A 15,570-nucleotide genomic window follows, 5' to 3' on the forward strand; every position below is an offset into this window, starting at 1 on the left:
CTCAGCGGATTACCCCGCTGATCAGTCCTGCAAGCGTGCGCGCAGCGCGTCCAGTTCGGACCACAGGACGGCCGGCAACTTGTCGCCGAACTTCTCGAACCACTCGGTGACCTGTGGGATCTCGGCCAGCCACTCGTCCCGGTCGACGCGCAGCACCGCCTCCAGGGCCTCGTCCGAGATGTCGGATCCCGTACGGTCGATGGCCGCGACCGTGGGCACCAGGCCGATCGGCGTCTCGACCGCCTCGCCCCGGCCGTCCAGGCGCTCGACGATCCACTTGAGAACGCGGCTGTTCTCGCCGAAGCCGGGCCACAGGAAGCCGCCCTCGTCGTCGCGGCGGAACCAGTTGACGTAGAAGATCTTCGGCAGCTTGCCCGCGTCGCCCGGCGCACCCTTGGCCATGTCGATCCAGTGCTGGAAGTAGTCGCCGGCGTGGTAGCCGATGAACGGCAGCATCGCCATCGGGTCGCGCCGCACCACGCCGACCTGGCCGACGGCGGCCGCGGTGGTCTCGGACGACAGGGTGGCACCCATGTATACGCCGTGCACCCAGTCGCGGGCCTCGGCGACCAGCGGGATCGTCGTCTTGCGGCGGCCGCCGAACAGGATCGCGTCGATCGGGACGCCGCGCGGGTCGTGGTACTCGTCGGCCAGGATCGGGCACTGTTCGATCGGCGTACAGAAACGGCTGTTGGGGTGGCTCGAGGTTTTTTCGCTGTCGGGAGTCCAGTCGTTCCCGCGCCAGTCGACCAGGTGGGCCGGCGGCGTTCCCATGCCCTCCCACCAGATGTCGCCGTCGTCGGTCAGGGCCACGTTGGTGAAGACCGAGTTGCCCCGGGCGAGCGTCCGCATCGCGTTCGGGTTGGTGTGGAAGTCGGTGCCGGGCGCGACCCCGAACAGCCCGAACTCGGGGTTGGTGGCCCAGAGCCGGCCGTCGGAACCGAAGCGCATCCACGCGATGTCGTCGCCGACCGTCTCGACCTTCCAGCCGGGCAGGGTCGGCTCGAGCATGGCCAGGTTGGTCTTGCCGCAGGCCGACGGGAACGCGCCCGCGATGTAGCGGACCTGCCCCTCGGGTGAGGTCAGCTTCATGATCAGCATGTGCTCGGCCAGCCAGCCCTCGTCGCGGGCGGCCACGCTGGCGATCCGCAGCGCGTAGCACTTCTTGCCGAGCAGCGAATTGCCGCCGTAGCCGGACCCGTACGACCAGATCTCGCGGTTCTCCGGGAAGTGCGAGATGTACTTGGTCTCGTTGCACGGCCAGGCGACGTCGGCCTGACCGGGCTCGAGCGGCGCCCCCACCGAGTGCAGGGCCGGAACGAACTCGGCGTCGGTCCCCATCGCCTCGAGCACCGCCGTACCCATGCGCGTCATGATCCGCATGCTGGCCACCACGTACGGGCTGTCGGTGAGCTCGACGCCGAACATGGGTTGCGGCGCGTCGAGCGGGCCCATGCAGAACGGCACCACGTACATCGTCCGGCCGCGCATGCAGCCCCGGTACAGCTCGGTCATGGTCGACCGCATCTCGGCCGGGTCCATCCAGTTGTTGGTCGGACCGGCGTCGGCCTGGTCGACCGAGCAGATGAACGTGCGCTCCTCGACCCGGGCCACGTCGTTCGGGTCGGTGCGGGCCCAGAACGAGTTCGGCTTCTTCTCGGGGTCGAGGCGCACCAGCGCGCCCGACTCGACCAGGGCGTCGGTGATGACGGTCCACTCGTCCTGCGACCCGTCGCACCACACGATGCGGTCGGGGGTGGTCAGGGCGGCCACCTCGTCGATCCAGGCGAGAAGGCGGGGGTGCTCGGAGGGCTGCGTCAAGGCGGATCTCCTTCGGTCGGCACTGACCAAATGGCCACGAGGGCCGGTGAGTTCGCTCAGCTTAGGGGCCGAACACTGTCAGTTCATCGGCCGTTGCTGTGGATAACCGCACAATCCTCGGCCTCGGTGCGCATAGACGATCGATCCTTCGCCGAAGGGTGCAGTTCCGCGCAACATCGTTATCGAGCGGTCATACCCTCGACTTTCACAAAACGGATTAAGCGCCGTAAGCTGGGTGGTATCGGGCTTTCCTCTTACTCCCGCCGCAGGAGGCAGGAATGACGATCCCGGAGCCACCGGACACGGATCTGCTGAGTGCCGTCCGGGCCGGTGACACCGCGGCGTACGGGACGCTCTACGAGCGCCACCGGGTTGCGGCCCGCCAGCTCGCGTACGGGCTGGTCAGCGACCCGGCCGACGTCGACGACCTGGTCGCCGAGACGTTCGCCAAGGTCTTCGCCTCGCTGCGAGCGGGCCGCGGCCCGCTCGTCGCGTTCCGCGCCTATCTGCACACGACCATGCGACATGTCTGCTATCACCGGGCCCGACGTGACCGGCGTCTCGAATTCACCGACGATCTTTCCCGGTACGACGCGGGGCAGCCCTACACCGACCCCGCGCTCGACCGGTTGGAGCGGACGTACGCGGCGGCCGCGTTCCGCCAGCTCCCCGAGCGCTGGCGTGACGTGTTGTGGCAGACCGCCGTTGAAGGGAACAGTCCGGCCGAAGTCGCCGGAATGCTGGGCATGACACCCAACGCGGTAGCCGTGCTGGCGCACCGCGCCCGGGAGGGGCTACGCAGCCTCTACCTGCAACAACACGTCGCAACAGCCAAGCATCCGGAGTGTCGCTGGGCCGCCGACCGGCTCGGCGTCCACCTGCGCGGGCGGCTCGCCCCGCGGGACAGCAACCGGATGCGCATACATCTGAGGTGGTGCGGTGAATGCCGCGAGAGAGTGGCGGAGATTGCCGAGATCAGTGAGATCCACCCTCCGTACCGGCAACGTCACCATGCGGGATCGGGGGGTTAAGACTCGCCAACGAAAACAGCGGGTAGTGATTGCCCCCGGTACTCTCGGGACCGTGCCCGAATCCTCGCGCTTGCGTTCCCGATTGAGGGCGCTCGTCCGTGAGCTCGGCAAGTTCGGCATCGTCGGCGGCATCTCGTTCACGATCGACGTCGCGATCTTCAACGTGCTGCTGCAGGCCGACTACGAGACCCTGATCGCCAAGACCATCTCGACGGTGATCGCGACCACGTTCGCCTTCGCCGGCAACCGGTTCTGGACGTGGCGCAACGCCGCCCACACCCACATGGCCCGGCAATACACGATGTTCTTCGTGCTCAACGCGGTCGGCCTGGGCATCGGGCTCGCCTGCCTGGCGATCAGTCACTACGGTCTCGGCCAGCTCTCCCCGATCTTCCAGACCAAGCTCGCGGACAACATCTCGGGGCAACTGGTCGGCACCGCCGCCGGCTCGCTGTTCCGCTTCTGGTCGTACCGCCGGTTCGTCTTTCCGGCCCCGACCCCACCGGATGCGCCACCACGACAGGAACACCGAGCGGCGGGTGTGACGCCGCCACCTTCCCCCATTCGTGACTCGGCGTAACCGCCACTCTCCCGTAAGGTTGTCCAATGCCTTCAGCTCGTGCGCTGACGGAACACTTGCGCCGTCTCGCTCCGGAAGTCCTGGCGTTCGGCGTCATCGGTGCCGGAAACACGCTGCTCTACATGGTGATCACGTGGGTCGCCCTGCCGATCGGCGCCGTCAAGGCCAGCGTCATCGCCACCGTGGTGACGACCACATTGGCCTACATCGCGAACCGGTACTGGACCTACCGCAACCACAGCCGGACGGCGCTGCGGCGGGAGTACACCCTGTTCTTCGGCTTCAATCTGGTCGGCATGGTCATCCAGTCCGGGTCGATCGCCATCGGTAAGTACGGCTTCGGCCTGACCGAGGCCAACGACGCGCACGCCTTCATGGCCGTCACGGCGGCCGGCATCGTGGTCGCGACGGTGTTCCGCTTCTGGGCCTACCGCACGTTCGTCTTCCTCAAGCCGCCGGTCGACGGGCACGAGGCCGACCTCGCCGAACTGGACGCGGTGGCCGGCCTGGCCGAGCTGAGCGCCGAGGATCCCCAGCCCTCCCGCTGACAGATTCGATGTTTATGTAAACAGGCTCGTTCTCCTCGAAAAGTCAGACCTCTTGCCGTAGCGTCTCGGAGGGTTTTCGAGAGGGATGCGACATGGGGATGTTCGGGTTCACCGACAACTATTCCGACCACTCGACGCAAGAGGGCTACCAGTTCGAGTTCTTCTGCGAGCGCTGCGGGAACGGCTACTCGTCGTCGTACAAGCGCTCGGTGACGAACTTCGGCGGCAAGCTGCTGCGCATGGGCGGCGACCTGATCGGCGGCGAGTGGGGCCGGAAAGCCTCCGACCTCGGCTACAACGCCACGTGGTTGAACGACAGCCGCGGCCCGGCCCGCGACAAGGCGCTGCAGGAAGCGGTCGAGGAGATCCGCCCGCACTTCCACCAGTGCCACCGCTGCGGTGAGTGGATCTGCGGCCCGGTCTGCTGGAACGCCGAGCGCGGGGTCTGCGTGACCTGCGCCCCGAAACTCGACCAGGAGATCGTCGGCCTCCAGGCGCGGGCCCAGGTCGACCAGCTCAACGACCGGATCCGGCAGACCGACTGGACCCAGGGCACGGTCTATGGGCAGCCCGCGGTCGGCCGATGCCCCAGTTGCTCCGGCGAGACCGGCGGCGGCAAGTACTGCCAGCACTGTGGAACTCCGCTGGCGGCCGCGTCCGAGGCCAAGCGCTTCTGCGGCCAGTGCGGCACCCAGGTCGCCGCGAACGCGATGTTCTGCACCGGTTGCGGTTCGCCCACTACCTAGGGGTCGGCCTTCTTCCTTCCGGCGCTGGCCTTCCTCCGGGCGCTGGCCTTCCTCCGGGCGCCGGCCTTCCTCCGGGCGCCGGCCTCCTTCGGAAAAGACCCTTTCGCTGTACGGGGACCTCGGGCTCGTCCTCGTCCTCATCGTCCTCGGGGTGGCGCACTCGATCCTGCTCGATCAGCTCGTAAAGCAGGTTCTGCACCTGCTGGGCCTTCGGCACCGCGGCCAGAATCGCGGCCTGCTCGCCGATCGAGTCGACCTTGAGGGTGCCCGATCCGAACAGGCGGTCGAGCACGCTCTGCGTCACCACGTGGTCGTTGATGCGGTTGAGCGGCAGATCCCGCCGCTCCCGCGCGATCACCCCGTCCTGCAACAGGATCCGCTCGTCGGTCAGCACGTAGTGGGTGCACCGCCAGACGACCAGCGGCACCACCCCGTACCGGATGCCCTGATAGGCCATGATCGCGGCGACCACGAGGAACGCGATCCAGCCGTCGCTGGGCAGCATCACCCAGGCCACTGCGGTGACGACGACCGCGAGCAGCACGAGCAGGCCCGGCCGCAGGGCCGCCTTCCAATGGGGATGCAGGTGCAGGACGAGTTCTTCCTCGTCGACCAGCACTTCGTCCGGGAACGCCACGCGGTCAGCGTACGTGCAACACGTCACCCGCCGAGACGCGATGGGTGGCGCCGTCCGCCGTCCGGACGACCAACTGACCGTCCCGATCCACCTCGGTCGCCTCGCCGGTGAGGGTCTGTCCCGCGGGCAGCAGCACCCGGACCTGCTGCCCGATCGTCGCGCACCCGCGTCGGTAGGCGGCGAGCAGCCCGGACATCTCCGCGTCGCCGGCCGCCTCACGCCAGCCCGCGTACCAGGAAGCGAAGTTTCGCAGCAGAGCCCGCAACAGTGGGTCGCGATCGGTGACGGCGGCGCCCGCCACCCGCAGTGACGTTGCGGGCAGGCCCGTGGTCTCGGGCAACTCTTCGGCCCGGGTCGTCACGTTGAGGCCGAGGCCGACCACGACGGCGTCGCCGGACACCTCGGCCAGGATGCCGGCGCACTTGCCGTCGTTCACGAGCAGGTCGTTGGGCCACTTCAGGCCCGCCTCGACCTCGGCCACCCGCTCGACCGCCTCGAGCAGGGCCACCCCGGCCAGCAGCGGCAGCCAGGCGAACGACGCGGGCGCCAGGGCGGGCCAGTCCCGCTCCCGGTCGGCCAGCCCCGGGCGCAGCAGCACACTCAGCGTGAGCCCGGCCCGGGCCGGCGAGGTCCACTGACGGTCACGACGCCCCCGTCCGGCGGTCTGCTGCTCGGCGACGACGACAAGACCCTCGGGCTCCCCGCGCACTGCGGCCGCGGTGACGTCGGCGTTCGTCGAGGCGGTCTCGGCGCGCACGTCGATGCGCGACCACAGGCTGCCCGGGGTGACCAACGCGCGCTCGAGCGAGCGCGGCGACAGCGGAGGTCGGTCGAGATCGGTGAACGGCGAGACCATTCACCGAGCGTAGCGTGCTACCTTTTCGGGGCCGTGTAACAGACCGAGGAGGTGGTACCCGTGAACATTTCGACGTGGGTGCTCCCCTCAGGGGTCACGGTCGGGCGATAGGTCGTCCGGGAGCGCCTGAATCGCTTTCGAAAGGCCTGGCCATGCAATTCCATTCTGAGCAGCGCTTCGACGACGGTGTTCTCGAGCGCCAATTCACTCTCGGCGACATCAACGGCATCCTGTGGACGCCGCCGGTCGCCGCCCCCGCGCCACTCATCCTGATCGGTCACCCCGGCGGTCTCGACCGGATGCACTCCCGGCTGGCGGCCCGGGCCCGGCACTCCGCGGCCCAGGGGTTCGCCGGCATCACCATCGAACTCCCCGGAGCCGGCGATCGGCCCCGGCTGCCCGCCGTCGACGAGGCCCGCGCCGACCTGCAACGGGCGGTCCGAGCAGGCGAACCGGTCCACGACGAGATCGTCGAACGCCTGGTCCTCCCACTGGTCGACCAGGCGGTGCCGGAGTGGCGGATCACCCTGGACGCGGTCCAACAGCAGCCCGAGATCGCCGACGGACCGGTCGGCTTCGCGGGCGGGGTGCTCGCCATCGGCGTACGGATGGCGCTGGTCGAACCCCGCGTCGCGGCGGCCGTCCTGTTCGCCGGCAGTTACGTGCCCCGGGTGATGTTCGCCGAGGCGCGGCAGGTGACGATCCCACTGCACGTCCTGCTGCAGTGGGACGACGAGGGCAACGACCGGCAGCTGGCCCTGGACCTGTTCGACGCGTTCGGGTCCAAGGAGAAGACGTTGCACGCCAACATGGGCGGGCACACCGGGGTGCCGGCGTTCGAGGCGGACTCCGGAAACCGGTTCTTCCAGCGACACCTGGGCTGACACCGTTCCGCCGCCTCGCCCTTCGCGGCGGGGCGGCGGTCGCGTGCGCCTCGCCCTTGTGGCGCGGCCGCGGTCGCGTGCGCCTCGCCCTTGTGGCGCGGCCGCGGTCGCGTGCACCTCGCCCTTGTGGCGGAGCCGCGGTCCTGTGCGCCTCGCCTTGCGGCGCGGCGGCGGTCCCGTCACCTCGCCTTGTGGCAGGGCCGCGGTCCCGTCACCTCGCCTTGTGGCGGGGCCGCGGTCCCATGCGCCTCGCCTTTGCGACGCGGCGGCGGTCCCGTGCGCCTCGCTTTTGCGGCGGGGCGGCGGTCCCGTGTTCAGCTCGGCGGGGGCTCGGCCGCATGGCGGCTGACGTACATCGTCGTGGTGCGGTCCGTCGGCTCGGCGGAAGCACGCGGCCGCGGACGGGGGCGCCGCCGGTCGGCCGGGGGCGGATCGTCGGGTACGGCGGCGAACAGTTGAGTGGAATCGCCGCGGCGCCGGCCCTGGGTGGATTCGTTCTCGACCCGCCACTCACGGGCGGGTGGCTCGTCACCGTAGCCGTCGTGCTTCTCGTCCCGATCGGACCAGCTCCGAGGCAGCCGCACCCGATTGCCCCGATCTCCGCGACCTCGCCGGGCCCGCCCGGTCGGCAACGCGGTGACAACCTCGGTCGGTTCGTGCTCGACCGGCGCCAGGTCAAAACCCGTGGACGGCTCGTAGTCGGGAACGGACGGCAACCGTTCGACCGGCATCGGCCAGCCGTATCCCTTGGCCGACGGCTCGGGATCAGCGTCCAGCTCGACCGGAATCGGCGTCCAGTATTCGCCGGACGGCGGCTCCTCGGGAACGTGCTGATACTCGGGGCGCACCCAGCCCGCGATCCGATGGCCGTAACGCTCCTCCGGGTGCCCCGGCTGTTGGGTGTCGTTGCGCGCCGCCGGCCGCTGAGCGAACGAACGTCCGTCGAGTGCGTACTCATCGAACGAACGCTCATCGCGCACATAGCCGACGCTCGTCTCGCGGTCTTCGAACGCAAGCTCACCCGGCATCGGTGCGCCGGACGCACCCGCCGTGCGCGCATGACCACGTTCACGGCGGGCGCGTTCGTTCAGTGCACCTTCGACGTGCACATAGCCACCGTCAGCCATGGTCTCGGTGCCGTCGCCACCAAACGCGCGACCGTTGTCCACCGCTCGGTCTTCCACGCCGCCGGCACCAAACGCGCGACCGTCGTCCACCGCTCGCTTTTCCACGCCGCCGGCACCAAACGCGCGACCATCGACGCCGCCGTCGCCCAACGAGCGACCACCGACATAGGCGTCACCGTCTGCGCCGTCGTTACCAAACGCACGGCCGTCGGACGGATCGTCGTGGCGCGAACGGTCGAACCGGCGTCCCTCGAAGACCCGGTCGCCGACGTCGGCGCTGGTCACACCGGTCAGCTGCGAACCGACCAGTCGAGCGTCGAACGAACGGCGTTTGGGGGCTCGCTTTCCACCGGGGCGACCACCGGCCGAACGCGCACCGGCGAGCGGTTCACCAACGGCCGGCTCGCCGAAAACACCGTCGGCGAACGCTCGTTCGCCATGCTCGCCGCGGACGAAATCGCCCTCGTCGGATGAACGCTCGTGCGGGCCGCCACGGGACATTTCGCCGGCAAACGCGCGATTCGCAAACCCGCCACCGTCAGGAAAGCGCTCGCGCGGACCGCCACCGCGGGACATTTCGCCGGCGAATGCGCGATCGTCAAACACATCGTCAGAAATGAGCTCGTTCAAGCCTTCGACACCGGCCGCCCCCTCGGCGAACGCGCGATCGCCGAGCCGGTCGCGGTCATCGAACGGTCCATCGCCCACACCACGAACCCCGCCCCCGCCCCCGCCCCCGGCTCCGGCTCCGGCTCCGGCTCCGGCTCCGGCCCCACGGTCGACGGCCGGAGTCGTGTTCGCTCCACGCGGTCCGCGCACCCGCACGTTGGCCATGCGCGCATCGAGGAAACGCCGGTCGACACCGCGTTCACCGGGTGCGCGTTTCATGACCGGACGCGCACCGGCGGCCGACTCCTCCGCGGCGCCGACTAAAGGCCTCTCCGCAGCGTCGGCTACAAACCTCTGCGCGGCGCCGGCTACAGGCCTCTCCGTAGCGCCGTCCTCGATCGCGCCTCCGTTGAACGCACCACCGTCAAACCCGCGGGTACTGGGCGCACCGGCATTCGCTCCGCGCCGGCCTCGTCCACGCCCGCCGCCCGAACGTCCATCCGACGAACGCTGCCGGACCGCACGCCGGGCCGTCGATCGATGACCGAAAGCAGAACCGTCCATCGCGCGCTCATCCGACGCCAAGCCGCCGATCACCGGCTCACGGGCGTCGAGCGCCGGCCCCCACGCATGCTCGTCGACCACGCCGTCGGTCGGCCCGCGCTCATCCAGCGTTCGAACGTCCAACCGGCGCTCATCCAACCCGTGACCTTCGAGTGCCTGCTCGTCCGCCACAAGCCCGTCCAGCGAGCGCTCAGCAAACGCAGGATCGTCCAACTCGCGGTCATCAAACGCGCGGTCGGCCAACGCACGATCACCAAACGCAACATCGTCCAACTCGCGGTCATCAAACGCGCGGTCGCTCAACGCACGATCACCAAACGCAACATCGTCCAACTCGCGGTCATCAAACGCGCGGCCGCTCAACGCACGATCACCAAACGCAACATCGTCCAACTCGCGGTCATCAAACGCGCGGCCGCTCAACGCACGATCACCAAACGCAACATCGTCCAACTCGCGGTCATCAAACGCGCGGTCGCTCAACGCGCGATCGGCCAACGCACGATCACCAAACGCAACATCGTCCAACTCGCGGTCATCAAACGCGCGGCCGGCCAACACACGGTCACCAACCGCAGCATCGTCCAACTCGCGGTCGTCAAACGCGCGATCGTCCACCGCACGATCACCAAACGCGCGATCGGTTGGCGCGTGCTCACCGGCCGCAGAACCGCTCAGCTCGTGGCCGTCCGCCTGTTGCTCGTCGGGGGCGAGATAGCCGTCCTCGTACGGGGAAAGCTCTTGACGCTCGTCCTCGTCGGCCAGGCCGATCAGCGCCAAGCCGCCACCGTCCTCGGCCGGCGAGATCTCGGCCGCGTGGCCCCGGCGGCGACCCGATCGGGACCGGGATGACGGGGGCTGGATATCGGCGGGCGGTTCGGTGGTCTTTGTCCGGGATCGCCGGCCGCCACCGAAAAGCACGGAGCGGAAACAGACCAGTGTGGCGAGCCCCCCGGCGATGAGGGCGATGCCGGCCGCGGTCATCCAGTTGGTCACGACACAGGTAACGAATGGGGCATTGCGTGCGAAACGCGCACGTCCCGCCATCGGGTCTGCTAGCGCCGGACGGCCCGATCGCGCGGGATCGGCAGCACAGGCTCCGGGCGCACTACGATCAACTACTGACGAGTAGAAGCCCGGCGAAGCGTGAGGAACGAGCGTGACCACCCACCAGGACGACGCGGTCCAGGCCGACATCCACACCACCGCCGGCAAGCTCGCCGACCTCGCCCGGCGCGACGACGAGGCCGTGCATGCCGGATCGGCCCGCGCGGTCGAGAAACAGCACGCCCGGGGCAAGAAGACGGCCCGCGAACGCATCGAGATGCTGCTCGACGAGGGCTCGTTCGTCGAACTCGACGAGCTGGCCCGGCACCGGTCGACCAATTTCGGGCTGGAGAAGAACCGCCCGTACGGCGATGGCGTGGTCACCGGCTACGGAACCGTCGACGGCCGGCAGGTCTGCGTGTTCTCGCAGGACTTCACGGTGTTCGGCGGTTCGCTGGGCGAGGTGTTCGGCGAAAAGATCGTCAAGGTGCTCGACCTGGCCATGAAGATCGGCTGCCCGATCATCGGGATCAACGACTCCGGCGGCGCGCGCATCCAGGAGGGGGTGGTCGCGCTCGGGCTGTACGCCGACATCTTCTTCCGCAACGTCCGGGCCAGCGGCGTCATCCCGCAGATCTCGCTGATCATGGGTCCGTGCGCGGGCGGCGCGGTCTACTCCCCCGCGATCACCGACTTCACCGTGATGGTCGACCAGACGTCCCACATGTTCATCACCGGCCCCGACGTGATCAAGACGGTGACCGGCGAAGAGGTCGGCATGGAGGAGCTGGGCGGTGCGCGGACGCACAACACGCGCAGCGGAAACGCGCACTACCTGGCGTCCGACGAGGACGATGCGATCGACTACGTGCGCGCGTTGCTCTCCTATCTGCCGTCGAACAACCTCGACGACCCGACCGTGTTCGAGATGCCGGCCGATCTCGCGCCCTCGGACGAGGACCGCGCACTCGATTCGCTGATCCCGGACTCGGCCAATCAGCCGTACGACATCAAGAAGGTCGTCGAGACGGTCGTCGACGAATTCCTCGAGGTGCAGCCGCTCTACGCGCAGAACATCGTGGTCGGTTTCGGCCGGGTCGAGGGCCGCCCGGTCGGAGTGGTCGCCAATCAGCCCATGCATTTCGCGGGCACGCTCGACATCGCCGCCTCGGAAAAAGCAGCCCGTTTCGTCCGTACGTGCGACGCCTTCAACATTCCCGTCGTGACCTTCGTCGATGTGCCCGGATTCCTGCCCGGCACGTCGCAGGAGTGGGACGGCATCATCCGGCGGGGAGCCAAGCTTATTTACGCGTACGCCGAGGCCACGGTCCCCAAGGTCACGGTGATCACGCGTAAGGCGTACGGCGGAGCCTATGACGTCATGGGGTCGAAGCACCTCGGCGCCGATCTGAACTTCGCCTGGCCGACCGCCCAGATCGCGGTGATGGGAGCGCAGGGCGCGGTCAACATCCTGTATCGCGGCGAGCTGGCCGCAGCCGACGACCCCGCCGCGCGGCGGGCCGAGCTGATCCAGGAGTACGAGGACACGCTGGCCAACCCGTACATCGCGGCCGAACGGGGCTATGTGGACGCGGTGATCATGCCGTCGGAGACTAGGGCGCAGATCACGCGGGCGCTGCGGACCCTGCGGACCAAGCGCGAGACCCTGCCGCCGAAGAAGCACGGCAACATTCCGCTCTGACGCTTCGGCCGGGTCGGGACGGCCCGCCGTTTTCCAGCGCCGCCAGCCGTGCGCCGTTTTCAAGCGGCAGTCTCGCGCCGTTTTTAAACGACAGTCAACCTCGCGCCGCTTTCAAGCGACAGCCTCGCGCCGCTTTCAAGCGGCAGCCAGCCTCGCGCCGCTTTCAGGCGACAGCCAGTCTCGCGCTGTCAGAGGTGCAGCAGTTTGACGCCACCGTAGATCAGGGCGGCCATCGCGGCCAGCCAGAAGAAGGCCAGCCAGACGACGTCGCCGAGCAGGGTGAGGCGCTGCATGACGGCCGCGTCCGAGCCCTTGTCGCCATTGCGGACGCCCCAGAACAAGCCGGTGATCGTGCGAGCGCCGCCGATCAGCAGGAACCAGACCCAGGCGTACGTGAAAGCCAATTGTGCCTGGTCGGACCAGTGCGTGGCGACGTACCAAAGCACCACGCCGGTGCCGATGGCGGCGACGAATCCCAGCGGATTGCCCATCTTGAACACCAGCAGCCCGAGCATGACCACGCTGATCCAGAGCACCCACTCGGCTCGGTCGTGGAGCAGCAGGAACACTCCGCCCAGCCCGACCGCGGACGGCGCCAGATAGCCGGCCAGCGTGATGAGAACGTCGGCGAGCCAAGGGATCTTCGGCGGGAACCCGGTCTCGCCGCCACCATCGCCGTTGACCTTGATGCGGCCGACCTTGACGCCGGTGAGCACGCCGAGCAGGGTGTGGCCGCCCTCGTGCGTGACCGTGATCGTGTGCATCGTGAAGCGCCCCAACGGCACGGCCGCGACCCACGCCACCAGGGCGGTTGTCCAGGCCAGGCCCAGGGGTTCCATGGCGTGACGGTAGGCCGAACCCCATCACGGAAGGTATCGGTGGATTGCCTGCGCGTAGTGCCCGATCGGCCGCTACCGATCCGGTTACCGGCTAGCCGGCGGACACCTCGGGAAGCCACTGGCCGGCCAGCAGGAACGCGCCGATCACCAGGGCCACCAGGTTGACGATCAGGAAGACGCCGACCCAGAACAGCGCCGGCACGTGCGTGATGTGGGCGAGCTGATCGGCGTCCGACTCGGGCATCCGGCCGCGGCGGCGCAGGCTCTGCAACTCGAAGACCGGTCGCACACCGCCGAAGAGCAGGAACCAGACTCCCGCGTACGCGAAAATCGCCTGCACCTGTGGAGATGCGTACCACGAGACGGCCAGGACGATCGCGCCGGTGATCACCAGCGACAGGACGCCGAACAGGTTCCGAATGTTGATCAGCATGAGGAGCAGCAGCACCACGGCCAGCCAGAGCAGCAGCGTGATCCGGTTGCCGCCGAGCAGCCAGGCGCCGAGCAGGCCGACCAGGGACGGCGCGATGTAGCCGCCGAGCAGGGTCAGCATCATGCCCGGACCGGTCGGACGACCCGACGACAGGGTCAGGCCGGACGTGTCGAACTCCAGCCTGATGCCCCGCAGCCGACGACCCGTGAGCAGGGCGAACAGCGCGTGGCCACCCTCGTGGGCGATCGTGACGGCGTTGCGGGCGACCCGCCAGACCGGACGAAACGCCACCGCGACCAGCCCCGCCAGGGCGGTGAGCAGCACGAGCAGGCCAGGCGGGTCGGGCTGGGCGCCGAGCAGCTTGTCCCAGAGGTCAGTCACACCGTCGATCACAGCGCGGAACTTTATCCGATCCGGCTATGTGCGGCCTGTTACGCCCGGCGTCGGGCTACTTCGTCTGGGCGCTTAGTGAGCTGCCGGGCCGCCATCACCCCGCCGGCGAACACCGCCAGCAGCGCAACGATCGTGAGCATGACCAGTGCTCCCGTGGCCGCCGTGAGGATGGCCAGGTCAGCAACGGCCACCAGCATCCACAGGGCCAGCGTGGACTTCCTGCCGTGTCGTCGGCAGCTCATGTCGCACCTCCGTCCGTGACAGGACATGAACTACCCATTCATGTCCGTTGTCACTCACGGGAGTTACTTCTTGGGCTGGAAACCCTGGTAGATCAGCTTGAGATCGTTCTGGGAAGGTCCCCAGTCTTCGGGCGAGACATACCAGGAGATCGAGTACGCCTGGCTGTCGCTCACGATGATGTTGCGCTTGACGGCGTGCTGCCGATTGCCGGTGCTGGTCGTGTAGTAGAACTCCCAGTCGGCCGCCTGCTCGAAGTAGTTGTCGACCGCGACCAGCTTGACCTTCTGATAGTTCCGGTACGAGCTGCCGGCCCGGTCGCGTTCCTGCTGCTTCCAGTCCTCGAGAGCGTCCGGCTTCGGCTTGTCGGTCTGGTCGATCAGCAGGTAGCGGTTGTTCCACCGGATCTGAGTCTCGGTATCGGACCGCGAGATCGACGCGCTCTTGGGCAGCGGCATCTTGAAACCGCTGCTGTCGGTGTACATACGCCAGGTGCTGGGGAGAGTCAGCCCGGCCGGGGTCGTCGGGGCGGCCGACGACGGGGCGGTCGTGGCCGTCTTCGAAGGCGTCTGAGAGGCGCCGCCGCTGGGAGCCGCAGCACCGGCCGAGGCGGTCGGGACCACGGCGTTGGCCTGGCCCTGATCGCTGCCGCTGTCACCCGCACCGCGCGCGATGATCACGGCCACCAGCACGATGATCAGCAGGATGACACCGCCGCCGATCGCGGCCTGGCCATAGGTGAGCCGGGTGCCGAAGACCGTGATGCCGGGCGTCTGACCCACCGGCATGGGCACCCAGGCGGGCCGGCTCGGCCGGTTGAACGCCGGAAGCGGCGCCATCGCGTCATCGTCGTCCGGCGTATCAACCGGCGCCGCGATCTTGGTCGTCCGGTCGGCCAGCGCGGCGGCCGCGAGGGTGGTGGTGGCTTCGACCTCGTCCGGCTTCGGCGCTTCGGTCTTCGCCTTGCTCCGCTGGGCCGGGGCCGTGGTGCCGGCGGGCCGCTTCGGGTGCTTGGTGGTCGCGTCGTCGCGCGTCGCCGCACCGGCCGAAGACTCACTCCCACGGCTCGTTTCGGCCGGGGTGGCGTCGTCTGCGCTCTCGTCCGCGGGGGCGGTGCCACCCGAGCCGGCATCCGCTCCGGCAGCATCGTCGATGTCCACGCCGAACTCACTGGCGTCGCTCGCGCCGACACCCGCGCCCGGCCCGCCAGCGTCCGACCGGCTGGCGACCTCGCTGCTGCCGGGTGGATTCGACGCGGCACTTGAGGCAGTCTGGTTCGCCGTGCCGCCCGCGCCGGGTCCGTCCGTCGCGGTACCCAGAGTTGTCTGATTCGCCGCGCCGGGTCCGTCGGTCGCCACGCCGCTCGCGTTGGCCGCGCCGCTCGCGTTGGCCGCGCCGCTCGCGTTGGCCGCGCCGCTCGCGCCGGACTCGTCCGTCACAGCACCCGACGACGCCCGGCTCGACGCACCAGTCGCGCCGGATCCATCCGTCGCGACATCCGAGGCCGCCTTGT

The 15,570-nt window shown here is 68.8% G+C and carries 14 protein-coding genes; 6 read left to right on the forward strand and 8 right to left on the reverse strand.

Going from position 1 to position 15,570, the window contains the following annotated elements; genetic code table 11:
* Positions 1-21: 21 nt before the first annotated feature.
* Positions 22-1,851, reverse strand: coding sequence for a phosphoenolpyruvate carboxykinase (GTP) (locus KOI35_RS05140; RefSeq protein WP_215784885.1), 1,830 nt, complete (start codon positions 1,849-1,851; stop codon positions 22-24).
* Between the two features lie 248 nt (positions 1,852-2,099).
* On the opposite strand from KOI35_RS05140, the gene KOI35_RS05145 reads away from it, so the two are divergent.
* From KOI35_RS05145 to KOI35_RS05160, 4 genes are all read left to right on the forward strand, one after another.
* On the forward strand, positions 2,100-2,852 hold the full coding sequence (locus KOI35_RS05145; RefSeq protein WP_215784886.1) for a sigma-70 family RNA polymerase sigma factor: 753 nt from the start codon (positions 2,100-2,102) through the stop codon (positions 2,850-2,852).
* The gene (locus KOI35_RS05150) at positions 2,833-3,432 is read left to right on the forward strand and encodes a GtrA family protein (protein ID WP_215784887.1); all 600 of its coding nucleotides are present in this window, start codon (positions 2,833-2,835) and stop codon (positions 3,430-3,432) included. The genes KOI35_RS05145 and KOI35_RS05150 overlap by 20 nt, the downstream gene beginning before the upstream one ends.
* A gap of 26 nt (positions 3,433-3,458) precedes the next feature.
* Positions 3,459-3,980, forward strand: a complete 522-nt coding sequence (locus tag KOI35_RS05155) for a GtrA family protein (RefSeq protein WP_215784888.1) — start codon at positions 3,459-3,461, stop codon at positions 3,978-3,980.
* Positions 3,981-4,072: 92 nt separating this feature from the next.
* Positions 4,073-4,726, forward strand: a complete 654-nt coding sequence (locus KOI35_RS05160) for a double zinc ribbon domain-containing protein (protein WP_215784889.1) — start codon at positions 4,073-4,075, stop codon at positions 4,724-4,726.
* Here the strand turns inward: KOI35_RS05160 and KOI35_RS05165 are convergent.
* Positions 4,719-5,363, reverse strand: a complete 645-nt coding sequence (locus KOI35_RS05165) for a PH domain-containing protein (protein ID WP_215784890.1) — start codon at positions 5,361-5,363, stop codon at positions 4,719-4,721. The two genes, KOI35_RS05160 and KOI35_RS05165, sit on opposite strands and share 8 nt — an antisense overlap.
* 4 nt (positions 5,364-5,367) lie before the next feature.
* Positions 5,368-6,219 (reverse strand): biotin--[acetyl-CoA-carboxylase] ligase, encoded by an 852-nt coding sequence (locus KOI35_RS05170; RefSeq protein WP_215784891.1) that lies wholly within the window; start codon positions 6,217-6,219, stop codon positions 5,368-5,370.
* Positions 6,220-6,371: 152 nt separating this feature from the next.
* Between KOI35_RS05170 and KOI35_RS05175 the strand changes: the two genes are divergently transcribed.
* Positions 6,372-7,103: a dienelactone hydrolase family protein gene (locus KOI35_RS05175; protein ID WP_215784892.1), complete on the forward strand. Its 732-nt coding sequence runs from the start codon at positions 6,372-6,374 to the stop codon at positions 7,101-7,103.
* A gap of 314 nt (positions 7,104-7,417) precedes the next feature.
* Here the strand turns inward: KOI35_RS05175 and KOI35_RS05180 are convergent, their stop codons facing one another.
* Positions 7,418-10,399, reverse strand: a complete 2,982-nt coding sequence (locus KOI35_RS05180; protein ID WP_215784893.1) for a hypothetical protein — start codon at positions 10,397-10,399, stop codon at positions 7,418-7,420.
* A 163-nt stretch (positions 10,400-10,562) separates the two neighbouring features.
* Here KOI35_RS05180 and KOI35_RS05185 point away from each other — a divergent pair, with 163 nt between their 5' ends.
* Positions 10,563-12,152, forward strand: coding sequence for an acyl-CoA carboxylase subunit beta (locus KOI35_RS05185; RefSeq protein WP_215784894.1), 1,590 nt, complete (start codon positions 10,563-10,565; stop codon positions 12,150-12,152).
* Between the two features lie 188 nt (positions 12,153-12,340).
* Here the strand turns inward: KOI35_RS05185 and KOI35_RS05190 are convergent, their stop codons facing one another.
* The 4 genes from KOI35_RS05190 to KOI35_RS49405 form a co-directional block, all read right to left on the reverse strand.
* Positions 12,341-12,991: a M50 family metallopeptidase gene (locus KOI35_RS05190; RefSeq protein ID WP_215784895.1), complete on the reverse strand. Its 651-nt coding sequence runs from the start codon at positions 12,989-12,991 to the stop codon at positions 12,341-12,343.
* A 91-nt stretch (positions 12,992-13,082) separates the two neighbouring features.
* The gene (locus KOI35_RS05195; RefSeq protein WP_308120862.1) at positions 13,083-13,814 is read right to left on the reverse strand and encodes a M50 family metallopeptidase; all 732 of its coding nucleotides are present in this window, start codon (positions 13,812-13,814) and stop codon (positions 13,083-13,085) included.
* A gap of 41 nt (positions 13,815-13,855) precedes the next feature.
* Positions 13,856-14,059, reverse strand: coding sequence for a hypothetical protein (locus KOI35_RS05200; RefSeq protein ID WP_215784897.1), 204 nt, complete (start codon positions 14,057-14,059; stop codon positions 13,856-13,858).
* A 63-nt stretch (positions 14,060-14,122) separates the two neighbouring features.
* Positions 14,123-14,896: a serine/threonine kinase C-terminal domain-containing protein gene (locus KOI35_RS49405; RefSeq protein WP_498371304.1), complete on the reverse strand. Its 774-nt coding sequence runs from the start codon at positions 14,894-14,896 to the stop codon at positions 14,123-14,125.
* Positions 14,897-15,570 lie beyond the last annotated feature (674 nt).

The sequence above is a fragment of the Paractinoplanes bogorensis genome (assembly GCF_018829635.1).
GTDB classification, from domain to species: Bacteria; Actinomycetota; Actinomycetes; order Mycobacteriales; family Micromonosporaceae; genus Actinoplanes; species Actinoplanes bogorensis.

What these genes read in the sequence shown, in the direction of transcription:
- KOI35_RS05190 (WP_215784895.1), bottom strand. Translation starts at nt 12,991, where the DNA reads ATGGAACCCCTGGGCCTGGCCTGGACAACCGCCCTGGTGGCGTGGGTC.
- KOI35_RS05145 (WP_215784886.1), top strand. Translation starts at nt 2,100, where the DNA reads ATGACGATCCCGGAGCCACCGGACACGGATCTGCTGAGTGCCGTCCGG.
- KOI35_RS05170 (WP_215784891.1), bottom strand. Translation starts at nt 6,219, where the DNA reads ATGGTCTCGCCGTTCACCGATCTCGACCGACCTCCGCTGTCGCCGCGC.
- KOI35_RS49405 (WP_498371304.1), bottom strand. Translation starts at nt 14,896, where the DNA reads ATGGCGCCGCTTCCGGCGTTCAACCGGCCGAGCCGGCCCGCCTGGGTG.
- KOI35_RS05175 (WP_215784892.1), top strand. Translation starts at nt 6,372, where the DNA reads ATGCAATTCCATTCTGAGCAGCGCTTCGACGACGGTGTTCTCGAGCGC.
- KOI35_RS05200 (WP_215784897.1), bottom strand. Translation starts at nt 14,059, where the DNA reads ATGAGCTGCCGACGACACGGCAGGAAGTCCACGCTGGCCCTGTGGATG.
- KOI35_RS05155 (WP_215784888.1), top strand. Translation starts at nt 3,459, where the DNA reads ATGCCTTCAGCTCGTGCGCTGACGGAACACTTGCGCCGTCTCGCTCCG.
- KOI35_RS05150 (WP_215784887.1), top strand. Translation starts at nt 2,833, where the DNA reads ATGCGGGATCGGGGGGTTAAGACTCGCCAACGAAAACAGCGGGTAGTG.
- KOI35_RS05160 (WP_215784889.1), top strand. Translation starts at nt 4,073, where the DNA reads ATGGGGATGTTCGGGTTCACCGACAACTATTCCGACCACTCGACGCAA.